The organism is Mycolicibacter icosiumassiliensis (assembly GCF_900078685.2).
GTDB classification, from domain to species: Bacteria; Actinomycetota; Actinomycetes; order Mycobacteriales; family Mycobacteriaceae; genus Mycobacterium; species Mycobacterium icosiumassiliensis.
The window spans coordinates 2,362,711-2,384,291 of sequence record NZ_LT546166.1; the positions used below are offsets into that span (position 1 = coordinate 2,362,711).

General features: G+C 67.9%; 19 protein-coding genes and 4 pseudogenes. 14 read left to right on the forward strand and 9 right to left on the reverse strand.

Translation table 11 applies throughout. The features are described 5' to 3' along the window. Positions 1-55 precede the first annotated feature (55 nt). Positions 56-796: a dienelactone hydrolase family protein gene (locus BN4346_RS35265; protein ID WP_067972167.1), complete on the reverse strand. Its 741-nt coding sequence runs from the start codon at positions 794-796 to the stop codon at positions 56-58. A gap of 97 nt (positions 797-893) precedes the next feature. Here BN4346_RS35265 and BN4346_RS35270 point away from each other — a divergent pair, with 97 nt between their 5' ends. From BN4346_RS35270 to BN4346_RS35280, 3 genes are read left to right on the forward strand one after another with little or no spacing between them, the layout of a single operon-like run. Then, the gene (locus tag BN4346_RS35270; protein WP_067972173.1) at positions 894-1,694 is read left to right on the forward strand and encodes a thymidylate synthase; all 801 of its coding nucleotides are present in this window, start codon (positions 894-896) and stop codon (positions 1,692-1,694) included. Continuing rightward, positions 1,691-2,185, forward strand: a complete 495-nt coding sequence (locus BN4346_RS35275) for a dihydrofolate reductase (protein WP_067972176.1) — start codon at positions 1,691-1,693, stop codon at positions 2,183-2,185. Before BN4346_RS35270 ends, BN4346_RS35275 begins: the two co-directional genes overlap by 4 nt. Beyond that, positions 2,173-3,387, forward strand: coding sequence for a winged helix-turn-helix domain-containing protein (locus BN4346_RS35280; RefSeq protein WP_067972180.1), 1,215 nt, complete (start codon positions 2,173-2,175; stop codon positions 3,385-3,387). Before BN4346_RS35275 ends, BN4346_RS35280 begins: the two co-directional genes overlap by 13 nt. On the opposite strand, the gene BN4346_RS35285 is transcribed toward BN4346_RS35280, so the two are convergent. Beyond that, on the reverse strand, positions 3,374-4,075 hold the full coding sequence (locus tag BN4346_RS35285) for a DoxX family protein (RefSeq protein WP_067972182.1): 702 nt from the start codon (positions 4,073-4,075) through the stop codon (positions 3,374-3,376). The two genes, BN4346_RS35280 and BN4346_RS35285, sit on opposite strands and share 14 nt — an antisense overlap. 344 nt (positions 4,076-4,419) lie before the next feature. Here BN4346_RS35285 and BN4346_RS35290 point away from each other — a divergent pair, with 344 nt between their 5' ends. From BN4346_RS35290 to BN4346_RS35305, 4 genes are all read left to right on the forward strand, one after another. Continuing rightward, the gene (locus BN4346_RS35290; RefSeq protein ID WP_235653630.1) at positions 4,420-5,001 is read left to right on the forward strand and encodes a sensor domain-containing protein; all 582 of its coding nucleotides are present in this window, start codon (positions 4,420-4,422) and stop codon (positions 4,999-5,001) included. 72 nt (positions 5,002-5,073) lie between these two features. Continuing rightward, complete coding sequence (gene thyX, locus BN4346_RS35295) at positions 5,074-5,826, forward strand: FAD-dependent thymidylate synthase (protein WP_067972189.1); 753 nt, start codon at positions 5,074-5,076, stop codon at positions 5,824-5,826. Positions 5,827-5,857: 31 nt separating this feature from the next. Further along, positions 5,858-6,760, forward strand: coding sequence for a 4-hydroxy-tetrahydrodipicolinate synthase (dapA, locus tag BN4346_RS35300; RefSeq protein WP_067972192.1), 903 nt, complete (start codon positions 5,858-5,860; stop codon positions 6,758-6,760). Positions 6,761-6,767: 7 nt separating this feature from the next. Beyond that, a complete protein-coding gene (locus tag BN4346_RS35305) occupies positions 6,768-8,444 on the forward strand; it encodes a ribonuclease J (RefSeq protein WP_067972465.1) in 1,677 nt (558 codons plus the stop codon). 26 nt (positions 8,445-8,470) lie between these two features. Here BN4346_RS35305 and BN4346_RS35310 read toward each other — a convergent pair whose 3' ends face one another. The 3 genes and pseudogenes from BN4346_RS35310 to BN4346_RS35320 all read right to left on the reverse strand — a co-directional run. Beyond that, the gene (locus BN4346_RS35310) at positions 8,471-9,337 is read right to left on the reverse strand and encodes an SAM-dependent methyltransferase (protein WP_078058616.1); all 867 of its coding nucleotides are present in this window, start codon (positions 9,335-9,337) and stop codon (positions 8,471-8,473) included. 30 nt (positions 9,338-9,367) lie between these two features. After that, positions 9,368-9,553 (reverse strand): annotated as a pseudogene (locus BN4346_RS35315) (SDR family NAD(P)-dependent oxidoreductase); the annotation flags it as partial. Continuing rightward, positions 9,552-9,872 (reverse strand): annotated as a pseudogene (locus BN4346_RS35320) (putative quinol monooxygenase); the annotation flags it as partial. The pseudogenes BN4346_RS35320 and BN4346_RS35315, both read right to left, overlap by 2 nt. A 147-nt stretch (positions 9,873-10,019) precedes the next feature. Here BN4346_RS35320 and BN4346_RS35325 point away from each other — a divergent pair. After that, positions 10,020-12,539, forward strand: coding sequence for a DNA translocase FtsK (locus BN4346_RS35325; protein ID WP_078058617.1), 2,520 nt, complete (start codon positions 10,020-10,022; stop codon positions 12,537-12,539). A 98-nt stretch (positions 12,540-12,637) separates the two neighbouring features. Here the strand turns inward: BN4346_RS35325 and BN4346_RS35330 are convergent. Next, positions 12,638-13,875 (reverse strand): annotated as a pseudogene (locus BN4346_RS35330) (wax ester/triacylglycerol synthase domain-containing protein). A 170-nt stretch (positions 13,876-14,045) separates the two neighbouring features. Between BN4346_RS35330 and BN4346_RS35335 the strand changes: the two are divergent. Continuing rightward, positions 14,046-14,555, forward strand: a complete 510-nt coding sequence (locus BN4346_RS35335; RefSeq protein WP_067972207.1) for a DUF421 domain-containing protein — start codon at positions 14,046-14,048, stop codon at positions 14,553-14,555. On the opposite strand, the gene BN4346_RS35340 is transcribed toward BN4346_RS35335, so the two are convergent. Then, complete coding sequence (locus tag BN4346_RS35340; protein WP_407695137.1) at positions 14,552-15,040, reverse strand: amino-acid N-acetyltransferase; 489 nt, start codon at positions 15,038-15,040, stop codon at positions 14,552-14,554. The two genes, BN4346_RS35335 and BN4346_RS35340, sit on opposite strands and share 4 nt — an antisense overlap. Before the next feature lie 91 nt (positions 15,041-15,131). Here BN4346_RS35340 and pgsA point away from each other — a divergent pair, with 91 nt between their 5' ends. The 4 genes and pseudogenes from pgsA to pspM all read left to right on the forward strand — a co-directional run bounded on the left by pgsA (position 15,132) and on the right by pspM (position 17,968). Then, entirely contained in the window at positions 15,132-15,728 is a 597-nt protein-coding gene (pgsA, locus tag BN4346_RS35345) for a CDP-diacylglycerol--glycerol-3-phosphate 3-phosphatidyltransferase (protein WP_067972214.1), read from the forward strand. Positions 15,729-15,872: 144 nt separating this feature from the next. After that, a complete protein-coding gene (gene clgR / locus BN4346_RS35350; protein ID WP_067972216.1) occupies positions 15,873-16,214 on the forward strand; it encodes a transcriptional regulator ClgR in 342 nt (113 codons plus the stop codon). A 105-nt stretch (positions 16,215-16,319) separates the two neighbouring features. Then, positions 16,320-17,087, forward strand: a pseudogene (pspA, locus tag BN4346_RS35355) (phage shock protein PspA); the annotation flags it as partial. 167 nt (positions 17,088-17,254) lie between these two features. After that, on the forward strand, positions 17,255-17,968 hold the full coding sequence (pspM, locus tag BN4346_RS35360; protein WP_235653632.1) for a phage shock envelope stress response protein PspM: 714 nt from the start codon (positions 17,255-17,257) through the stop codon (positions 17,966-17,968). On the opposite strand, the gene BN4346_RS35365 is transcribed toward pspM, so the two are convergent. Together BN4346_RS35365 and BN4346_RS35370 are read right to left on the reverse strand one after the other, a co-directional pair. Beyond that, positions 17,965-18,387: a DUF5313 domain-containing protein gene (locus tag BN4346_RS35365; RefSeq protein WP_067972225.1), complete on the reverse strand. Its 423-nt coding sequence runs from the start codon at positions 18,385-18,387 to the stop codon at positions 17,965-17,967. The two genes, pspM and BN4346_RS35365, sit on opposite strands and share 4 nt — an antisense overlap. A gap of 10 nt (positions 18,388-18,397) precedes the next feature. Further along, positions 18,398-18,844, reverse strand: coding sequence for a limonene-1,2-epoxide hydrolase family protein (locus tag BN4346_RS35370; protein ID WP_067972228.1), 447 nt, complete (start codon positions 18,842-18,844; stop codon positions 18,398-18,400). A 187-nt stretch (positions 18,845-19,031) separates the two neighbouring features. Between BN4346_RS35370 and BN4346_RS35375 the strand changes: the two genes are divergently transcribed. Then, positions 19,032-21,533 carry a plasma-membrane proton-efflux P-type ATPase gene (locus BN4346_RS35375; RefSeq protein WP_067972232.1) on the forward strand — a complete coding sequence of 834 codons (2,502 nt, stop codon included), beginning with the start codon at positions 19,032-19,034 and terminating at the stop codon, positions 21,531-21,533. Positions 21,534-21,581: the final 48 nt, after the last annotated feature.

The window sequence follows — 21,581 nt, forward strand, 5'->3', positions numbered from 1 at the left end:
TACAGAAAGATTGCCCGATGGGCAAAAATGCCGTTAGGGCAAATAGCGAGCCGGTTTACCCGGCCAGCGTGGCGCCGAACAGCTCGCGCATCGCCGCCCAATGCCGAGCGGCGGCGGCGGCGTCATACCTCGGGTTGTCGGGGACAGCGAAGCCGTGCTCGGCGGGATAGCGCTCGACGGTGTGTTTGACGCCGGCGGCACGCAGCGCCTCGTCCAGGGTTGCGGCCTGCTCCTTCGTGAACGATGCGTCGTTCTCGGCGCCGGCCACATAAACGGTGGCCGTCATTCGATCGGCCAGCAGGTGGGGGCTGTCCGCGGCGTCGGTAACGAGACCGCCGGGGTGAAACGCCGCCGCGACGGCCACCGGGTCCGGAACCCGGCCGGCCACCGTGACCGAGGTCCGCCCCCCCATGCAGTAGCCGGTGATGCCGAACGTCTGGCCGCGGACTTCCGGCCGACCGGCCAGGTAGTCGAAGAACGCACCGGCGTCGGTCGCCATCATGTCCGGGGTGATGCTGGTCAGCATCGTCATCAGCCGTTCCCGCTCTTTTGGGTCGTCGAACACGGTCTGCATGTGAAACGGCGCCCAGTTGCCGTGCCGGTAGTACACATCAGGCAGCAGCACGGCGTAGCCGAAGCCGGCGAGTTCGGTGGCCATGCCATAGAAAGACTCGCGCACCCCGCCGGCGTCGGGGTACATCACGATGCCTCGCCAGGGGTCAGAACCCTCCGGAGTGAACAGGCGAACCGGGCAGGCGCCGTCGGGCGTGGTGATGGTGTCGGTGATCGTGGGCATGGCCTCCGTTGTACTCCGACCGATCGCCGCTGTGTTGAAAGCGGCGACCCGCGGCGCGTGGCTTCGTCGCGCTTGCGATCGCCGCTAAGCTGGCGGCGTGCCGATCGCGACCCCGTACGAGGACCTGTTGCGGCTGGTTTTGGCCGAGGGAACCCCGAAGGCAGACCGCACCGGTACCGGCACTCGCAGCCTGTTCGGCCACCAGCTGCGCTACGACCTGTCGGCCGGGTTTCCGCTGATCACCACCAAGAAAGTGCACGTCCGCTCGGTGATCTACGAGCTGCTGTGGTTCCTGCGTGGTGACTCCAACATCGCCTGGCTTAACGACCACGGTGTCACCATCTGGGATGAATGGGCTTCTGAGGCAGGAGATCTCGGTCCGGTCTACGGAGTGCAGTGGCGGTCGTGGCCGACTCCGGCGGGTGAGCACGTAGACCAGATCTCGGCTGCGCTGCATCTGCTGCGCACCGATCCGGATTCGCGCCGCATCATCGTGTCGGCATGGAACGTCGGCGAGATCGGCCAGATGGCGCTGGCCCCCTGTCACGCGCTGTTCCAGTTCTACGTCGCCGACGGCAAGTTGTCCTGCCAGCTCTATCAGCGCAGCGCCGACCTGTTCCTCGGGGTGCCATTCAACATCGCCAGCTACGCGCTGCTGACCCACATGATGGCCGCGCAGGCCGGTCTGGGCGTGGGGGACTTCGTCTGGACCGGCGGCGACTGCCACATCTACGACAATCACGTCGACCAGGTCACCGAACAACTGAGTCGCGATCCGCGTCCGTATCCGCAATTGGTTCTGGCGCCGCGTGAATCGATCTTCGACTACACCTACGACGACATCGAGATCCGCGACTACGACCCGCACCCGGCGATCAAGGCGCCCGTGGCGGTATGACGATCAGTCTGATCTGGGCTCAGTCGAAGTCCGGGGTGATCGGCCGTGCCGGCGGCATTCCCTGGCGGGTGCCCGAGGATCAGGCCCGCTACAAACAGCTCACCGTCGGCCACACCGTGGTGATGGGGCGGCTGACCTGGGAATCGCTACCCGCCAAAGTCCGGCCGTTGCCGGACCGGCGCAACGTCGTGCTGACCCGACACCCGGACTATGTCGCTGAGGGCGCCACCGTCGTGCCGACCCTGGAGCAAGCCGTTGCGGGCGAAGACATCTGGGTGGTCGGCGGCGCGGAGATCTACGCGCTGGCGCTGCCGCTGGCCAGCCGCTGCGAAGTGACCGAGGTCGATATCGACCTGCCGGTGCAGGACGGTGACGCCGTCGCGCCGGTGCTCGACCAGTCCTGGCAGTCCAGCACGGGGGAGTGGCTGACCAGCCGAACGGGCCTGCGCTACCGCTACCTGACCTATCACCGGACTTCGTGCCAGTCCTGACCGCCGCGCAGGCGCGCCGGATCGCCGTCGCCGCACAGGGTTTCACCGAGGCCAAGCCGCGTGCCGGCGTCAGCAGGGCGCACCTGAAGCGGCTGGTATCGCGTATTCAGGTCCTGCAACTGGACTCGGTCTCGGTAGCGGTGCGCGCCCACTACGCTCCGGTGTTCAGCCGGCTCGGCCCCTATGACCGCAGCGTGCTGGACCGCGCCGCGTGGAGCCACAGTGCCCGATCGCCGCGACTGCTGGTCGAATACTGGGCGCACGAGGCGGCACTGATGTCCGTCGACGACTGGCCACTGATGCGCTGGCGGATGCGGCAGTACACCCACGGCCGGTGGGGCAATGTGCGGCCCAACCCGAAACTGTCCGACGACATTGTGGCCGCGGTCGCCGAGCTGGGCCCGAGCACCGCCGGACAGATCGAAGAACATCTGGCAACCAAGCGCAAGGCCGGTAAGGGAACCTGGTGGAACCGCAGCGACACCAAATGGGTGGCCGAGGCGCTGTTCGCCGCCGGAGTGCTGACCACCGCCACCCGGGTCGGGTTCGCCCGGCACTACGACTTGGTGGAAAACGTGCTGCCGCCGCAGGTGCTGGCTGTCGAGGTCGAGGACGACGAGGCGATCCGCGAGCTGGTCCGCCGCGCCGCCGGCGCCCTGGGCATCGCCACCGAGGCTGACCTGCGCGACTACTTCCGGCTGTCGGCCGCCCAGACCAAACCGGCGATCGCAGCGCTGGTGGCCGCCGGCGAACTGGAACCGGTGACCGTCGAGGGCTGGGGGTCAGCAGCGTATCTGCTTGCCGGACAGTCGATTCCGCGAACCGATCGCGGCACCGCGCTGCTCTGCCCGTTCGATCCACTGATCTTTTTCCGGCCACGGGTGCAGCGGGTGTTCGACTTCTTCTATCGCATCGAGATCTATACCCCGGCGCCCAAGCGCCAGTACGGCTACTACGTCTGGCCGTTCCTGCTGGACGGGGAGCTGGTCGGCCGGGTGGACCTCAAGGCTGATCGGGCCCGCGATGCCCTGCACGTCGTCGGGGCGTTCTGTGAATCCGGGCAGACCCCGGGCCGAGTGGCCGATGCGCTGGCCGCCGAGCTGAGGTCGATGGCGTCCTGGCTCGGGCTGAGCCGGGTCAGTGTGGGCGAGCGCGGCGATCTGGTGACCGAGCTGCGCCGGCGGGTGCTCAATGGCCCTTAACCCGACGGCCGGCGGCGATGGATCGGGCCGCCTGCGCCAGCTCAATTCCGCGATCGGCGGCGACTTCGGCGAGTTGTGCTCCCCGTTCACCGGCCGACTCAAGTAGCGGTCCGGCCTTTTCGCCCACCATCTCGGCCAGTTCGCGGCCGTGTTCGACGCCGGCCAGCAAGCCCGCGCTCACCTTTTCGCCGACGCTCTCCAGCACGGCATCACCGGCCGTGGTGGGCAAGGAGTTGGCTGCACGACGATAGGCTCGACGGGCCCGCCAGCCCACCGAAGGTTTTCCTTCGGTGTCGGCGGCCGCGATCATCAATCCGCCGATCAGGCTGACGTCGGTCAAGAACGCTTTGCGCTGTTCGGTCCTGCGTTGCGGGTCGGGTTCGGCCCAGAACATGTGTGCCCCGGCGCTACCCGGAATGACCGTGCATGCCAGCACCGCGGACGCAATCCGCGGGAGCCGGCCGCTTGCCAGCAAGACGCCACCGCCGATCTGCGCCAGCGCGTTGGCCCTGGCGAATGCTTCAACGTCGGACGGCACCTTCGCCGCTATCTGGTCGGGTAACTGTTTGAGCCCGTCGAACGCCGGACGGGCCACCTGCCCGGCTTGCTGCGGCCGGCGTAACGCGTCCACACCTTGACCGACAAACGCCGCCGCGAGCAGTGGACGTGCGATCTTACGTAGCAACACTGGGACCCCTATCGCCGGTGGGATTGCTGTTCGGCACGCTCGCGTGCCTCAGTCCGCAGCGGCCTTCGCTCGGGATACCCGCCGGGGCTTACGACGTAAACGTCGATCGTCGAGGGACCGGTCGCCACCGGCGAAGCTCCTCCGACGACGCTAAGGTGGCGACCGGGAACTGATCGGCAGCGCTGACCACTGGCGTGCCGAGCCGGGGTCGGGGATGTCGGGGTGATCGTATGCGGGTTTCTGTTGCATGGGCGCTTGTTGTCGCGGGCACTGGGCTGGCTGCCGGCTGTGGGAGTCACGAACTGAAGGTCCTACCGAACCCCACATCGACGGTGCCCACCACCATGGCGGCCGCACCCATCGCCGAAGATGGCCTGCGCGCTCTGCTGCTCACCCCCGAGCAGATCAACCCCATCATGGAGGCGACCGATATGGCCGTCACCCGTACCCACACCGCCCTGTCGGACGACAGCACCACCATGCAACCGCGCGAGTGCCTGGCCATCGACGGTGCGGCTCAGGAGCCGGTCTACGCCGACAGTGGCTACAGCGGCGTGCGGGAGCAGGCGCTCAGCGAGGGTGATGATTTCGAGCACTTCGCCGAACAGGCCGTCGTCGCGTTTCCGTCGGCCAAGCAGGCCGCCGCATTTTTCGCCACTGCCGCCCAACAATGGCCGGCCTGCCACGAATACAGCCATCTGCAGAGCGGCACGACCTGGATCGCCGGTCCCATCACCAACGCCGACGGCATGCTGAGCACCATCGCGACCCAAGACAATGCGGGCAACGACGTGAGCTGGGCCTGCGGACGGGCGTTGACCGTAGCCAACAACGTCGTGATCGACGTCAACACCTGCAGTGCGGACCCCAAGGACACCGCGGTGATCATCGCTGGGCAGATCGCCGCGAAGGTACCCAACGGCTGACGGTTCAGCTGGTGCCCTACGTCCGGGCGCGGTGGCGCTGACACCGGCCGGGCACGCTTTAAGGTAAGTGCCGTGGCCGAGACGGCGCCGCTGCGCGTGCAATTGATTGCCAAGACCGACTTCACTGCGCCGCCGGACGTGCCGTGGAGCACCGACGCCGACGGCGGTCAGGCCTTGCTGGAGTTCGCCGGCCGGGCCTGCTACCAGAGTTGGTCCAAACCCAACCCGCGCACCGCCACCAACGCCGCCTACCTCAAGCACATCATCGACGTCGGGCACTTCTCGGTGCTCGAGCACGCCTCGGCGACCTTCTACATCACCGGCATCTCCCGGTCGGCCACCCACGAGCTGATCCGGCACCGGCATTTCTCGTTCTCCCAGCTATCGCAGCGCTACGTGCCGGAACCGGACTCACGGGTCGTGGTGCCGCCCGGCATGGCGGAGGACCCGGAACTGCAGCAGATCCTGACCGACGCCGCCGACGCCAGTCGCGCCGCCTATGTCGAGCTGCTGGCCCGGCTGGAAGCCAAGTTCGCAGATCAACCCAATGCGATACTGCGGCGCAAACAGGCCCGCCAGGCCGCTCGCGCCGTGCTGCCCAACGCCACCGAGACCCGCATCGTGGTGACGGGCAATTACCGGGCTTGGCGGCACTTCATCGCGATGCGGGCCAGCGAGCACGCCGATGTCGAGATCCGCCGGCTGGCCGTCGAGTGTCTGCGGCAGCTCACCGCGCTGGCTCCGGCGGCGTTCGGGGACTTCCAGATCAGCGCGCTGGCCGACGGCACCGAAGTCGCGACCAGTCCGCTCGCCACCGAGGTCTGAGCAACTCCGGGGGCCAGGTAATCTTGGGGCCGTGAGCAGCAGCGGATTCGACGCCAAGGCGCAGTTCGGCACCGTGCTGACCGCCATGGTGACCCCCTTCGGCGCGGACGGCTCGGTGGACACCGACGCCGCCGTGCGCCTGGCCAATCGCCTCATCGACGCCGGTTGCGACGGTCTGGTGATCTCGGGTACCACTGGCGAGTCGCCGACCACCGCGGACTACGAGAAGCTCACGCTGCTGCGTGCGGTGGTCGAGGCGGTCGGTGACCGGGCCCGCATCATCGCCGGCGCCGGCAGCAACGACACCGAGCACAGCGTGCGGCTGGCCGAGGCCTGCGCCGGGGTCGGCGCGCACGGCCTGCTGGTGGTGACCCCGTACTACTCGCGGCCCTCGCAGGCCGGCCTGTTGGCGCACTTCACCGCCGTCGCCGACGCCAGCGCGTTACCGGTGATGCTCTACGACATTCCGGCCCGCTCGGTGGTACCGATCGCGCCGGACACCATCTTCGAATTGGCCGAACACCCCAACATCGTCGCGATCAAGGACGCCAAGGGGGATCTGCATGCCGGGGCGCAGATCATGGCCGAGACCGGATTGGCCTACTACTCCGGCGATGACGCCCTCAACCTGCCGTGGCTGGCCATGGGCGCCACCGGATTCGTCAGCGTGATCTCGCACTTCGCGGCCGGTCAGTTGCGCGACATGTTGGCTGCCTTCGCGGCCGGCGACGTCGAGACCGCCCGCAAGATCAACGTCTCGATCGCCTCGCTGTCCAACGCCATGGGCCGCGTCGGCGGGGTGACCTTCGTCAAGGCCGGCCTGCGGTTGCAGGGTTTCGAGGTGGGCGACCCCCGGTTACCGATGGTGCCGGCAACCGCTGCCGAGGTCGACGAACTGGCCATCGACATGCGCGCCGCGTCAGTCCTCGGGTGAGGTGCGGGTGACTGACGAACTCTCCCCGCCGGGTCCGCTGACCGAAGGCGGGCTGCGCGTCACCGCGCTCGGCGGTATCAGCGAAATCGGCCGCAATATGACCGTTTTCGAGCACCTCGGCCGGCTGCTGATCATCGACTGCGGTGTGCTGTTCCCGGGCCATGACGAGCCCGGCGTCGACCTGATCCTGCCGGACATCCGCCACATCCAAGATCGGCTCGACTACGTCGAGGCGCTGGTGCTGACCCATGCCCACGAGGACCACATCGGCGCCATCCCATTTCTGCTCAAACTGCGGGCCGACATCCCGGTGGTCGGCTCGAAGTTCACCCTGGCCCTGGTCGCCGCCAAGTGCCGGGAACACCGCATCAAGCCGGTCTTCGTCCAGGTGGCCGAGGGTCAGCGCAGCACCCACGGGGTGTTCGAATGCGAGTACTTCGCGGTGAACCACTCCATCCCGGATGCGCTGGCGATCGCGGTACACACCGGCGCGGGCACCGTGCTGCACACCGGCGACATCAAGCTCGACCAGCTGCCCCCGGACGGGCGCCCCACCGACCTGCCGGGCATGTCACGCCTGGGCGACCGGGGCGTGGACCTGTTCTTGTGCGACTCGACCAATGCCGAGATTCCCGGCGTCGGGCCGAGCGAGAGCGAGGTCGGTCCCACCCTGCACCGGTTGATCCGCGGTGCCGAGGGCCGGGTGATCGTGGCCTGCTTCGCCTCCAACGTGGACCGGGTGCAGCAGATCGTCGATGCCGCGGTCGCGCTGGGCCGTCGGGTGTCGTTCGTAGGCCGGTCCATGGTCCGCAACATGGGCATCGCCAAGGATCTGGGCTTCCTGCGGGTCGAGGACTCGGACCTGGTCGATATCGGGGCCGCCGAGATGATGCCGCCGGAGAAGGTGGTGCTGGTCACCACGGGGACCCAGGGCGAACCGCTGTCGGCGCTGTCGCGGATGTCGCGCGGCGAGCACCGGTCCATCACCCTGACCGCCGGTGATCTGGTGGTGCTGTCGTCGTCGCTGATTCCGGGCAACGAGGAAGCCGTGTACGGCGTGATGGACGCACTGGCCAAGATCGGCGCCCGGGTGATCACCAACGCCGCGGCCCGCGTGCATGTCTCCGGGCACGCCTACTCCGGCGAACTGCTGTTCCTCTACAACGGCATTCGGCCGCGCAACGTGATGCCGGTGCACGGCACCTGGCGGATGATGCGTGCCAACGCCGCACTGGCCGTTCGCACCGGCGTGCCGGAGGAGTCGATCCTGTTGGCCGAGAACGGGGTCAGCGTCGACTTGGTTGCCGGGCAGGCTCGCATCGCCGGGGCGGTGCCGGTCGGCAAGATGTTCGTCGACGGCCTGGTGGACGGCGACGTCGGCGATGCGACGCTGGGCGAGCGGCTGATCCTGTCCAGTGGATTCGTCGCGATAACGGTGGTGGTGCGCCGGGGGACCGGCAAGCCGGTGGCCCCGCCGCACCTGCATTCGCGGGGCTTCTCCGAAGACCCCAAGGCGCTGGAACCGGCGGCGCGCAAAGTCGAGGCGGAGCTGGAATCCCTGGCCGCAGAGCAGGTCACCGATCCGGTCCGGATCGCTCAGGCGGTGCGCCGCACCGTGGGCAAGTGGGTGGGCGAGGTCTACCGGCGTCAGCCGATGATCGTGCCGACGGTGATCGAGGTCTGAGCCGGCCTTCCCTCGCGGGGAAGAAATCACACCTTCTCGGCGTAGACCGACCATTCCAGGTCACTCGCACCGAGGTCGCGGCCGGTCGGCTCGACGTAGCGCTGGAGAAATTGTTCGGGCCCGGCCTGCTCGATCAGGCGCCAGCCGTATTCGGCCAGGAAATCCGCCACCTCGTCGGGCTGCAGCCCGAAATGCCACAGCTTGTTGATCACCCTGCGGTACAACGTCGGTGAGCCGTAGCGGTTCGTGCCGTCGATGAAGTCACGGCGGACGTAGGTGAACACCAACCTGCTGCCGGTCGCGGCCGGCCGCAGCCCCTCGAGGGTGCCGCGGACGGCGCGCTCGGTCAGGTACTGGGTCACCCCTTCCCAGACGAAGAACGTGCGGAACGCGGTGCGATACCCGTGTTCGACCAGTGTGGTCAGCAGATCGTCGCGCTCGAAGTCCACTGCCACCAGCCGAACCGACAGTGGCGGGCCACCTAACACCCGGCGCACGGTGGCGGACTTGCGGGCGATGTTGACCGGCTGATCCACTTCGAACACCGGAATGGGGGTCCGCCGGGCGAGCCGGTAGGCGAGGGTGTCCAGGCCGGCACCGAGGATGACCACGGCGTCGATCTCCTCGCCGGCCTCGTCGATCCGGTCGGCGATGAAGCGTTTGCGGCAGGTCAGGTTGGCCCAGAGTCCCGGCCCGGAGCGGTCCATCGCGGCGATGACCCACTTGCGCAGCAACGCCGAGCGCGTCACCGCCACCAGCCAGCGCATTCGGGCAGGTAGGAACGGGGCCGCCAGGTCGTCGTCGACCAGCCGGCGGCTCGGCGGCTCGTGCTGCTCGACGGCCGCGAGCACCATCGGGCCGTAGGCTGTCTGAGCTGCTGGGTTGCGTGCCACGGGCTACCTCTTGTTGATGAAGCCGGCGTCCGCCAAGTCCTCGGCGTCGGCCAGCGGATAGGGCACGCTGGCGATCTGCTCGCACAGATCGACCGCAATGATGTCGGCTCCGTCGGCGGCCAGGCGCAGGGCATGGGCGCGGCCCTGGCCGCGGGCCGCGCCGGTGATCAGCGCGACCTTCCCCTGCAGGCTTCCGCTCGGCGGCCGCGCCGTCACGGACGTAACTGGCCCTCGGGTCGCCGGCGGGCACCGGGGTCAGCATCTTGATGTCCGGTGCCCCGGCCAGGTGCTCGCTGAGGCTGCCGACCAGCTCGCCGATCGCCGGCGCGGTCGAGTGGGCCTTCAACGCGTCGGCGTCGGCCCACTGCTCGATGAACACGAAGGCGCCGTCGGCTTCGTGCAGGGAGTACAGCTGGCAGCCCGGTTCTTCGTGCACCTGTGCCACCGCCTTGGTGCAGATCTCGCGGACGGCTTCGACCGATTCCGGCTTGACGGTGAAGGTGGCGACGACCACTACTGGCGAGACCACGGGCATATTGCGACTCCTCGGCTGATGGGGGATGCCGAATGCGATTTCAGGGGCCACCCTACCCAGCCCCCGGCCGGATGCGCGGTGAACCGATCGGCCGGGGCCAGTGTGGCTTATGGTGCGGATGGGGTAATTGCGACTAGGCTTGCCGATATGGCTAGTAAGACCGCTACTAGTAGGGCTTCCGCGCGTTCCGGTACCCGCACGACCAGGGCCAAAGCCGGTTCCACGGCTGCCGCCAAGGGTGGTTCACGGCCCGCTCGGTCCCGCCCGGCAGCCAAGCCGCGCAGCGCCTCCCGGCAGCATTCGGGTCCGGTGGCACTCGGGATGGCCTGTGGACGCCTCGCCCGCGCAACGTGGCTGATGGTCGCCAAGGGCGCCGGAAGCGCTGCACGCTCGGTGGGCCGCGCCCACAACATCGACCCCGGTCATCGCCGCGACGGCATCGCACTGGCTTTGCTGGGTTTGGCCGTGGTGACCGCGGCCAGTTGCTGGCTGGATGCGGCCCGGCCGGTCGGGGCCTGGATCGACACCGGTCTGCGCACCGTGGTCGGCGGAGCGGTGGTGCTGCTACCGGTGTTGGCTGCTGCCGCCGCCGTGTTGCTGATGCGCACTGAACCCGATCCGGAGAGCCGGCCCCGGCTGATCCTCGGATCGGCCATGATCGGGCTGCCGATCCTGGGCCTGTGGCACCTGTGGTCGGGCTCGCCGCAAAGCCCCGACGGGCGTCTGCATGGCGCCGGCTTTGTGGGCTTCGCGATCGGCGGCCCGCTCGCCGACGGACTCACGGCGTGGATCGCCGCGCCGCTGTTGTGCATCGGCGTGCTGTTCGGCGTGCTGCTGCTGACCGGGACCACCCTGCGCGAGGCGCCCGAGACCTTGCGCACCATGTTCCGCGGCGACTACGGCGAGGACGATTACTACGACGACTACGACGAGGCCTACGACGACAATTTCGACAACGCCGATTACGACGCCGGCTACGACGACGTCGGGAGCAGCAGCGTAGGCACCGCGTCCGACGTCGTCGACGATGCCCCGGACTGGCAGTCGCGGACCCCGCTGGACAACTACCCCCTCGACGAAGAGCCCGCCGCGGCGCCGCCCCCGGTTAAACCCGTGCGCCGCAAAGCCCCCAAGGAACCTAAGGCGGCCAAATCCGCCGACGCCACCGTCGTCCTGGACCGGGTGGTAGAGGGGCCCTACACGCTGCCGGCGTTGAGCCTGCTGGTCGCCGGGGACCCCCAGATGGCCGATGCGATCACCTCGGTGCTGGAGCAGTTCAAGGTCGACGCCGCGGTCACCGGCTGCACCCGCGGTCCCACCGTCACCCGCTACGAGGTGGAGCTGGGCCCCGGCGTGAAGGTCGAGAAGATCACCGCCCTGCAACGCAACATCGCCTACGCGGTGGCCACCGAGAGCGTGCGGATGCTCGCCCCGATCCCGGGCAAGTCCGCCGTCGGTATCGAGGTGCCCAATACCGACCGCGAGCTGGTGCGGCTCGCCGACGTGCTGACCGCGCCGTCCACCCGCGGCGACCATCACCCGCTGGTGATCGGCCTGGGCAAGGACATCGAAGGCGACTTCATCTGCGCCAACCTGGCCAAGATGCCGCACCTTCTGGTGGCCGGTTCCACCGGTTCGGGTAAGTCCAGCTTCGTCAACTCGATGCTGGTGTCACTGTTGGCGCGGGCCACCCCCGAAGAGGTCAGGATGATCCTGATCGACCCCAAGATGGTGGAACTCACGCCGTACGAAGGCATTCCGCACCTGATCACCCCGATCATCACCGAGCCGAAGAAGGCCGCCGCGGCGCTGGCCTGGCTGGTCGAGGAGATGGAGCAGCGCTACCAGGACATGAAGTCGTCCCGGGTGCGCCACATCAACGACTTCAACGACAAGGTCCGCTCCGGGGAGATCACCACGCCACTGGGCAGCGAGCGGGTCTACCGGCCCTACCCCTACATCCTCGCGGTCGTCGACGAGCTCGCCGACCTGATGATGACCGCACCCCGCGATGTAGAAGACGCGATCGTGCGGATCACCCAGAAGGCCCGCGCCGCCGGCATCCACCTGGTGCTGGCCACCCAGCGGCCGTCGGTGGACGTCGTCACCGGCCTGATCAAGACCAACGTGCCGTCCCGGCTGGCGTTCGCCACGTCGTCGCTCACCGATTCCCGGGTCATCCTGGACCAGCCGGGCGCCGAGAAGCTGATTGGCATGGGCGACGGGCTGTTCCTGCCGATGGGTGCCAACAAGCCGATCCGGCTGCAGGGAGCGTTCATCTCCGACGAGGAGATCCAGGCCGTCGTCAGCGCCTGCAAGGACCAGGCCGAGCCCGAGTACACCGAGGGCGTCACCGCCGTGAAGGCCACCGGCGATCGCGCCGACGTCGACCCCGACATCGGCGACGACATGGATGTCTTCCTGCAGGCCGTCGAGCTCGTGGTGTCCAGCCAATTCGGCTCGACCTCGATGCTGCAGCGCAAGCTGCGGGTGGGCTTCGCCAAGGCCGGCCGGCTGATGGACCTGATGGAGACCCGCGACATCGTCGGCCCGTCCGAGGGCTCCAAGGCCCGGCAAGTGCTGGTCAAGCCCGACGAGCTGGCCGCCACGCTGATGCTGATCCGCGGCGGCGCCGCCCCCGACGACGATGGCGACGACGAGTTCTAGCGCCCTCAACCGGCGCCGAGAGTGAATCTGACGACGCGACGCGCCGATGGGGCGTCGTCAGAGTGCGATTCACCGGGAGTCAGCCGGCGAGCCGGCGGCTAGGCGCTGTGCACCAGAGCAAGGCCATGCCAGTCGCGCAGCGGCTTGCGGCGCTTGCTGCGTGCCACCAGCCGGGCCACCGCGGCCTCCAGCCCGCGGGCCAACTCGTCGACCGCGGCGAACTCGAAGTCGGCTAGTACTCCGATGAACAGTTCCCCGGCGGCGGGCCGGGGACGTTGGTCGCCAATGCCACCACGCCACGCTGGTGGAGCTGTCCGAGCAATCGCGCCGCCCAGCCTGACCACGCGACCGGCAGCAGGCTCGCGGCCGACATCACCGTACGTCCGGCGTGCCGCTGCCCACCGGCCTTGGCCCGCGCCAGCCGGGAACGCACGGCCAGCAATCGCTTCACCGGGTTGGATTCTTCGATCGGCAGACGCGGCAACAGCAAAGTGGACAGAGCCGATTCCGGCACCAGGGTGCGCAGCGAATCGGGTTGGGGCACTTGACCACGACGGATCATGAAGTCGCGGTAGCTCTCGGTCAGGGCTGCCAACACCACGTCATCGATGGACACATCGAACACCCGACAGACCTGCTGGATGTCGTCGAGCGGCACCCGTGCCGCGCTGTAGCGGCGGCGGCTGGTGATCGGACCGGTCAGTGACGACGTGCCCGGCTGCAGCAAGCCGGTCGCGAGTTCCACCACACCGCGCAGGTTGGACACCCAATGCACCGGATTGAGGTCCAGCAACGGCCGGCCCTGCGGCGCATCGTGCCCCGGCGCGGCGGCGTGGGCCGCCAGGTGGGCGAATCCCTTGTCGGACAAACCGGTCAGCATGTGCGCGGCCGCGGTGCCGTCGGCGATGCAGTGGTGGACCTTCATCAGCAGGGCCCACCGGTCGCCGCTGAGACCGCTGATCACCCAGATCTCCCACAGCGGACGGTTGCGGTCCAACCGCCAGGACATCACGTCGGCAATCACCGTGTGCAGTTCGGCGTCGCCGCCGGGGGAGGGCACCGCGAGCCTGCCGATGTGGTGGGCGAGATCGAAGTGGGGGTCGTCCACCCATTCGGGTGCGCTCAGATCCAGGGCGTGGCGTACCAGTCGCTGCCCGAACCGCGGGCACCCGCGCAGGCGTTCGGCCAGCGTTGCCTGCAGCAAGGCATGGTCGGGAACCGGACCGTCGAGGACGGCCAGCGTCCCGGTCGCCATGCTGACGTTGTGGTCGGAATCTTCGACGCCCAGAAAGCCGGCGTCCAGGGGGGTCAGGTGCTCGGCCACGACTACCTCCAGTTGTCTGCAACTGTCGGTACCACTATCTCCCCCCTGAACGGCTTGGGGCAGGGCCGGAAGTCCCCAGGTTCGGTGACTGTGACACTTCCCAGACACGTGCGGGACACGGACCGGCTACGGACCGGACACCAGCGGTTTTCCAGAGCCGGGCGGGCGCGTAATCTCGCCACGTGGATTGGGCACGACTTTTCGCTTTCGATACACCGCCCTCGGAGATCTTTATCCGCGGAACCGTCATCTACATTGCGATTTACGCGTTGCTGCGGGTGGTATTGAAACGCGAGGCGGGCACCAACGGCATCACGGATCTCATCGTCGTGGTGTTGATCGCCGACGCGGCACAGAACGGGATGGCCGGTGGCTATCGATCGGTCAGTGACGGCATCCTGCTCGTCGGGGTAATCATCGGCTGGTCATACCTGCTGAACTGGATGGCGCACCGCTGGCCCTCGGTGGCGAGGATCCTGCGGCCGGGGCCGCTGTTGGTGATCTACGACGGCGCATTCCTCTACGCCAATATGCGCAAAGAGATGATCACCGAGGAGCAGGTCCGCGAGCAGGCGCGCAAGCAGGGAATCGCCGATCTTTCCGTAGTCCGTGAGGGCCGGATGGAATCCGACGGGCAGTTCAGCTTCCTCATCGGCGCGACTCGCCGGGCACGCGATCTGGTCGTCGACTAGAGGACCAGCAACATCCGGGTGTTGCCCAGGGTGTTCGGCTTGACGTAGCTCAGATCCAAGAACTCGGCCACGCCGACGTCGTAGGAGCGTTGCATCTCCTCGAACACCTCGGCGGTCACCGGCGTTCCGTCGATCTCGGTGAAGCCGTGCCGGGCGAAGAACTCGGTCTCGAAGGTCAGCACGAACAGCCGCTGCAACTCCAGCTCGCGGGCGACCTGCAGTAGGCGGTCGACGATCGCGTGTCCGATACCGCGACCGGTCAGGGCTGGGTCCACCGCGATGGTGCGGACCTCGCCGAGATCCGACCACAACACATGCAACGCGCCGCAGCCCACCACCTGCTGATCCGCGTCTTCGGCAACCCAGAATTCCTGGACCGCCTCATACAACGTCACCAGGTTCTTTTCCAGCAGGATCTTGCCGGCATAGACGTCCACCAGCTGCTTGATCGCCGGGACGTCCGAGGTGCGCGCACGCCGAACCACGGACTGCCCCGCCGGTCGATCCGCCGCAAGATTCACAGCTGCACAGTATCGGTTTCTCATTTCGGGCTGGGCAACAGATATTCTGACTTCCGTGTCGGGACAGCCAAAAACCGGACCAGCGGTGACGCATGTCCCCGTAGTCAATCTTGCGAACGCGTTGACCGTCCTGCGGATGGCGCTGGTCCCGGTCTTCCTGCTGGCGCTGTTCGCCCAGGACGGCCACGATCCGAAGACCCGCATCGCGGCGTTCGTGATCTTTGCCGTGGCCATCATCACCGACCGGCTGGACGGCACCCTGGCGCGCAACTACGGCATGGTGACCGAGTTCGGCACGCTGGCCGACCCGATTGCCGACAAGGCGCTGATCGGCGCGGCGCTGATCGGCCTGTCGATGCTGGGCGACCTGTGGTGGTGGGTGACGGTGGTGATTCTGGTCCGCGAGATTGGGATCACCCTGCTGAGGTTCGCGGTGCTGCACCGCGGTGTGATCCCGGCCAGCCGTGGCGGCAAGCTCAAGACCCTGGTGCAGGCGGTCGGTATCGGGCTGCTCATCCTGCCGCTGGAAGGCCCCTGGCTGGTGACGGCCTGGACGGTGATGACCGCAGCGGTGATCCTGACGGTGCTGACCGGCGTCGACTACGTCGTTTCGGCGGTTACCGACCTGCGCGGCGGGCCGGTCCGAAGCTAACCCGAAGGTAACCCGGCGGTTCCGCGAGGCTCGGCGCTGGACCGCCGAAGGAAACCGCCGAATCCGGGAACCCATTCGGGCGTCGCGGGCGTTGACCTTGGTGACTGGTGGTTTCCAAGGTTGACCCGTAAGGGGGAGTGCGCGATGACGACATTGCTGCGGGAGTCGGTCGGCGAGGTGCTGCGCCAGGCCCGGACGGCCCAGGGCCGCACGCTGCGTGAGGTGTCTGACGCGGCGCGGGTCAGCCTCGGCTACCTCTCGGAGGTCGAACGGGGCCGCAAGGAAGCGTCCAGCGAGCTGCTCAACGCGATCTGCGCGGCCTTGCGGATGCCGTTGTCGACGGTGCTCTTCGACGCCGGAACCCGGCTGGCGCAGGCCGAGCGGGCCGAGTTGGCAGTGCGCAGCGGCGCAGTGACCCGCATCGACGCCGGCACCAAGGTCGTGATCCCGCCGATTCGGACGCTGGCATCGGTGGCCTCGGCGTGACGCGCCCGGCCTGAACACCCACCCGATAACCGTCGACCCGATAAATTGATCACCGGTACCGGCGGTAGAGCGTCAACACTGGAAACAAGCAGACGGAGCTGACTGATGGCCAACCCGTTCGTCAAGGCGTGGAAGTACGTGATGGCGCTGTTCAACTCGAAGATCGACGAGCACGCCGATCCCAAGGTGCAGATCCAGCAGGCGATAGAAGAGGCGCAGCGTCAGCACCAAGCCCTGACTCAACAGGCCGCGCAGGTGATCGGCAACCAGCGGCAATTGGAAATGCGGTTGAACCGGCAACTGGCCGACATCGAGAAGCTTCAGGTCAACGTGCGCCAGGCTCTGACCCTGGCCGACCAGGCCACGGCCGCCGGAGACGCCGCGAAGGCCACCGAGTACAACAACGCCGCGGAGGCGTTCGCGGCCCAGCTGGTCACCGCCGAACAGAGCGTGGAAGACCTCAAGGCCCTGCACGACCAAGCGCTGTCGGCGGCGATGCAGGCCAAGAAGGCCGTCGAGCAAAACGCCATGGTGTTGCAGCAGAAGATCGCCGAGCGCACCAAACTGCTCAGCCAGCTCGAGCAGGCCAAGATGCAGGAGCAGGTCAGCGCCTCGCTGCGCTCGATGAGCGAGATCGCGGCCCCCGGAACCACTCCGAGCCTGGACGAGGTGCGCGACAAGATCGAGCGGCGCTACGCCAACGCGATCGGGGCAGCCGAGTTGGCACAGGGTTCGGTGCAGGGCCGGATGATCGAGGTCGAGCAGGCCGGTGTCCAGATGGCCGGCCACTCCCGGCTGGAGCAGATCCGGGCATCGATGCGCGGCGAGTCGCTGCCGGCGGGTGGCTCCGCCACCGCCCCCGGCCAGGCCACCCCGGCAACAGACAACCCCCGAGAACCCGTTGGGGCGATAGTCCGGTGGCCGCGACACTCGGAGGCAGCGCTCGGCACCCACTGCTGCAGCGTGCCGTGGACCGAGCCAGCGAGGCTGCCGACACGCTCGCCGACAAGCTGGGTGCGCTCGCCGACCCGAGGGCCAGGATGTTGCGCAAGCGCCGGTGGGCGCTGCGGCTGGGCTTGTTCTTTACCGCCACCTGCGGATTCTGGACGTTGGTGACGGCCGTGCTGGCGTCGTGGTCGACGCCGGTGTGGGTGCTGTTGATCACCGGGCTGGTAGCCGCGGGCGCGGCTGCGCCGGCGACGCTGTTGTTGCTGCGCTATCGCTGGCTGCGTGCGACACCGCTGCCGGCTATGCGCTCCACCGCGGTGCGGCGCCTGCCGCCGCCCGGGTCGGCGGCACGGCCGGCGATGTATGCGCTGGGCGCCTCCGAGCGCGGGATGGTCTCGCTGCTGGGCGTGCTCGAGCGGGGCCGGCTGCTGCCCACCGATGAGATCACCGAACTGACGGCCGCAGTCAACCGCGCCGCATCGACCATGGCGGCCACCGCGGCTGAGGTGGTCTCCATGGAACGCGCCGTGCAGCACAGCGCCCAGTCACGTCAGTACCTGGTGCCGACGATCAACGCGTTCACCGCGCAACTCAGCACCGGTGTTCGCCAATACAACGAGATGGTCACCGCCGCAGCGCAACTGGTGGCCTCGGCCAACGACGGCTCCACGACGTCGACCGGGGAACCGGCGAATTCCCCGATGTCCCAGCGGCGCTACCGCGAGGAGCTGGTCGGCGCGACCGAGAAGATGCTGGGCTGGGCGCAGGCATTCGACGAACTGGCCGAGTTGCCCCGGGTCGTCTAGATGTCGTCGCTGCGCTGATCGACCGATTCGGGCCGGGGACCGTAGCGTTTCTCGTAGGACCGGTGAATGTGGGCGTCGCGCTCACGCTTTCGCGCGTTGGCCAGCTCCGGATCCAGGCCGTGCATCCGCAGCATGTGCGAGCGCCACACCTTGTTGAGCGCGTGCGCAAACAGGATCACCATGAACCAGATCGGAAACGTCATGCTGAACCGCGTCATAAAGTCTGTCGGGAACAGCCAAAACGGGATCAGGATCAGCGTCGTCGGCACGACGGCGCGCATGATCATCCGGACGGTGGCACCCGGGCCGGCCAGGTCGTTGCGGACCCAGTCCAGCAGCTCTGGGGGCAACGGGCGTCCGTAGCAGTACCGGAAGTATTGAATCGGAGTAGGGCGGGCAGGCTTTGAACTTTGACGCACAGCGGTGACCCTAGAACGTCGGCCGCAGCGCCGGGAACACGGTGGCCGCCACCGCCCGCAGCGTTGCCTTGAACATGTCCAGGAAGTCGAAGTAGTCGCGCCACAACGTGATACGCCCGTGGTGCACCTCGAAGACTCCGCACACCCAGAACTGCAGCCGTAGCGGGCCCAACGTCAGCGCGTCCGTGCGCTCGGTGAGCACCGTCGCGCCGTCGGCGGCGATGCGGTGGATCTTCACGTCGAAGCCTGCCCGGCCGGCCATCCGCCCAAACACCCCGATGGTGGCACTGCGGCCGTAGATGGTCGGCAGCCCGACATTCTGGTACACCACGTCCTCGGCGAGTGCCGCCGCCGCGGTGTCGAGGTCCTCGTCGCGCAGGGCGTCGAGGAACGTCTCTACGGTGCGGATGTTGGCGGCGGCCTCAACAGCGCTCTGCTGGCCAGTCAGTTCGGTCATGCCTGCCACCCTAGGCCGCCCGGCGGCGCGGGGGAACCGCGCGCTGGACTGCCGCCGAATGCCTCGCGGTCGGGACGAAAGTCTCTGGTGGATGGCACCGGTATGCGGGCAATCTCACTATGAGATACGCATGACGATCGAGTGCCCCACTCCTGTGACGCTCGGTCGGAAAGGACCACCACGGGCGATGGCACAGCTGAGCGGACCATCGGTGCCTGCAGCACCACCCGAACAGGCAGCCGACCTGGCGACGATACCGCTGGGCGAATTGGTTGTGCGGCTGGGCAGCGGAGCGGACGGGCTGTCGGCCGCAGAGGCAGCGCGTCGGCTTGCCGCGAACGGGCCCAACGCGGTTCAGGAGACGCGGAAGAGCCCGTTGCTGACGTTCCTCGGCTACTTCTGGGCGCCGATCCCGTGGTTGATCGAGGTGGCGCTGCTGCTGTCGATCGTGGTGCAGCACTGGGCCGACGTGATCATCATCGCGGTGTTGCTGCTGATGAACGGCCTGGTCGGCTTCTACGAGGAGCATCAGGCCGCGGACACCATCTCGGCGTTGAAGAAGTCCTTGGCGACCACCGCCCACGTGCGTCGTGACCGCACCTGGCACGACGTGCCGGTCGAGGAGCTCGTCACCGGCGACCTGATTCACCTCGCGCTCGGCGACGTGGTGCCCGCGGATGCGCGGATCGTTGACGACGGCACCGTCTCGGTCGATCAGTCGGCGCTCACCGGTGAGTCGCTTCCGGTCTCCCGGACGACCGGAGCGCAGCTCTACTCGGGGTCCGTCGTGGCCCGCGGGCAGGCGAACGCATTGGTGTACGCGACGGGCGCGGACAGCTATTTCGGCAAGACCGCGACGCTGGTGCGAGGGGCGGGGAATGTCAGTCATTTCCAGCAGGCGGTGCTGCGGATCGGCAAGGTCCTCATCTACGCAGCACTGATCCTGGTGGCCACCACCACCGCCTCGGATCTGCTCAGGGGCGGAACGTGGTTCGACGCCGTGGAGTTCGGTCTGGTGGTGGTCATCGCGTCGGTGCCGGTGGCGATGCCCGCGGTGCTCTCGGTCACCATGGCGGTCGGTGCCCGCAGCCTGGCCCACCAGAGGGCCGTGGTGAGCCATCTGCCTGCGGTCGAGGAGCTCGGTGGCGTCGACATCCTGTGCTCGGACAAGACCGGCACGCTGACCCAGAACCGCATTCAGGTCGGCATTCCCTGGAGCGCCCCGGGCGTCGACCCGGAAGCACTCATCCTGGCGGCCGCAACGGCATCCAGCCCAGACAGCAAGGACGCCATCGACCTTGCCGTGCGCGCCGCGGTGACCGACCCGAACCTGCTCGACCGATACTCGGTGAGGGTGTTCACCCCGTTCGACCCCACGAGCAAGCGCACCGAAGCCCAGACCACCGACCAGCAGGGCGCACCGGCCCGGTTCACCAAGGGCGCACCCCAGGTCATCGCGGCCCTGTGCGCGAACGAGGGCGCCAGCACGCTGACCGGCTATGCGGGCGCGGTCTCCGACTTCGCCGGCCGCGGCGATCGTGCGCTGGGTGTGGCCGAGTGCCGGGACGGCTGCACCTGGCGGCTGCTGGGCCTGCTCCCGCTGGCCGATCCGCCCCGAGCGGATTCGGCGGCCACCATTGCCGCTGCCACCGAGCTGGGAGTGCAGGTGAAAATGATCACCGGCGACGCGCTCGCGATCGGCAAGCAGGTCGCCTGCCAGGTCGGTATCGGCACCAACCTGCTCGACGCCGCCGAATTGGAGAGCCCGGGCGCCGGCGAGCCGGCAACGCTGGCTGAACGGATCGAAAACGCGGATGGATTCGCGCAAGTCTTTCCCGAGCACAAATATCTGATCGTCAACGTACTGCAGTCCCGCGGGCACATCGTGGGGATGACCGGCGACGGCGTCAACGATGCGCCCGCCCTGAAGCAGGCCGATGCGGGCATCGCGGTCTCCGGCGCCACCGATGCGGCCCGCGCCGCAGCCGACGTGGTGCTGATGGAACCCGGCCTGTCGGTCGTCGTCGGCGCGATCCGGCTCGCCCGGGAGATGTTCGCCCGGATGACCAGCTACACGATCTACCGCATCGCGGAGACCATCCGGGTGCTGCTGCTGGTCACCGTCAGCGTCGTCGCGCTGAACTTCCGCCCGGTGACGGCGACCATGATCGTCATCCTCGCCCTGCTCAACGACGGGGCGCTGCTGTCCATCGCCTACGACCGTGCGCACGGCTCGAACCGCCCCGCGCGGTGGGACATGCGGCAGGTTCTGACCGTGGCCGGGAGCCTGGGCGTACTGGGGGTGATCGAGACGCTGGGCCTGATGTTCCTCGCCGTCGGACCGCTTCATCTCAACACGCCGCACGGGCTGCTGATCGTGCAGACGATGATCTTCCTGAAGCTGTCGGTCTCCGGCCACCTGACGGTGTTCGTCGCCCGCAGCAGGAGGCGCTTCTGGGCCAGGCCGTTCCCCGCCGGGATCCTTCTCGTGATGGTTCTGGGTGCGCAGGTGGCCGCCACGATCATCGTGCTCACCGGCTTCCTGATGACGGCGATTCCCTGGTCGCTGGTCGGCATGGTCTGGGGGTGGTCGCTGTTCTGGTTCCTGATCGAGGATCAGGCCAAGCTCGGCGCCTATGCCTGGCTGGGCCGACGTCGCGGGCAAGGGATTGGCGCGCCGGGGCGATGATCCGCCACCCGGGGGCGACCCGGCGTCGGGCCCCTGTGGCTGTGGCAC

Coding starts and splice junctions, on each gene's coding strand:
- BN4346_RS35265 (WP_067972167.1), bottom strand. CDS start 796: ATGCCCACGATCACCGACACCATCACCACGCCCGACGGCGCCTGCCCG.
- BN4346_RS35325 (WP_078058617.1), top strand. CDS start 10,020: ATGGCTAGTAAGACCGCTACTAGTAGGGCTTCCGCGCGTTCCGGTACC.
- BN4346_RS35375 (WP_067972232.1), top strand. CDS start 19,032: ATGGCACAGCTGAGCGGACCATCGGTGCCTGCAGCACCACCCGAACAG.
- clgR (WP_067972216.1), top strand. CDS start 15,873: ATGACGACATTGCTGCGGGAGTCGGTCGGCGAGGTGCTGCGCCAGGCC.
- pspM (WP_235653632.1), top strand. CDS start 17,255: ATGTTGCGCAAGCGCCGGTGGGCGCTGCGGCTGGGCTTGTTCTTTACC.
- BN4346_RS35275 (WP_067972176.1), top strand. CDS start 1,691: ATGACGATCAGTCTGATCTGGGCTCAGTCGAAGTCCGGGGTGATCGGC.
- BN4346_RS35370 (WP_067972228.1), bottom strand. CDS start 18,844: ATGACCGAACTGACTGGCCAGCAGAGCGCTGTTGAGGCCGCCGCCAAC.
- BN4346_RS35290 (WP_235653630.1), top strand. CDS start 4,420: ATGGCGGCCGCACCCATCGCCGAAGATGGCCTGCGCGCTCTGCTGCTC.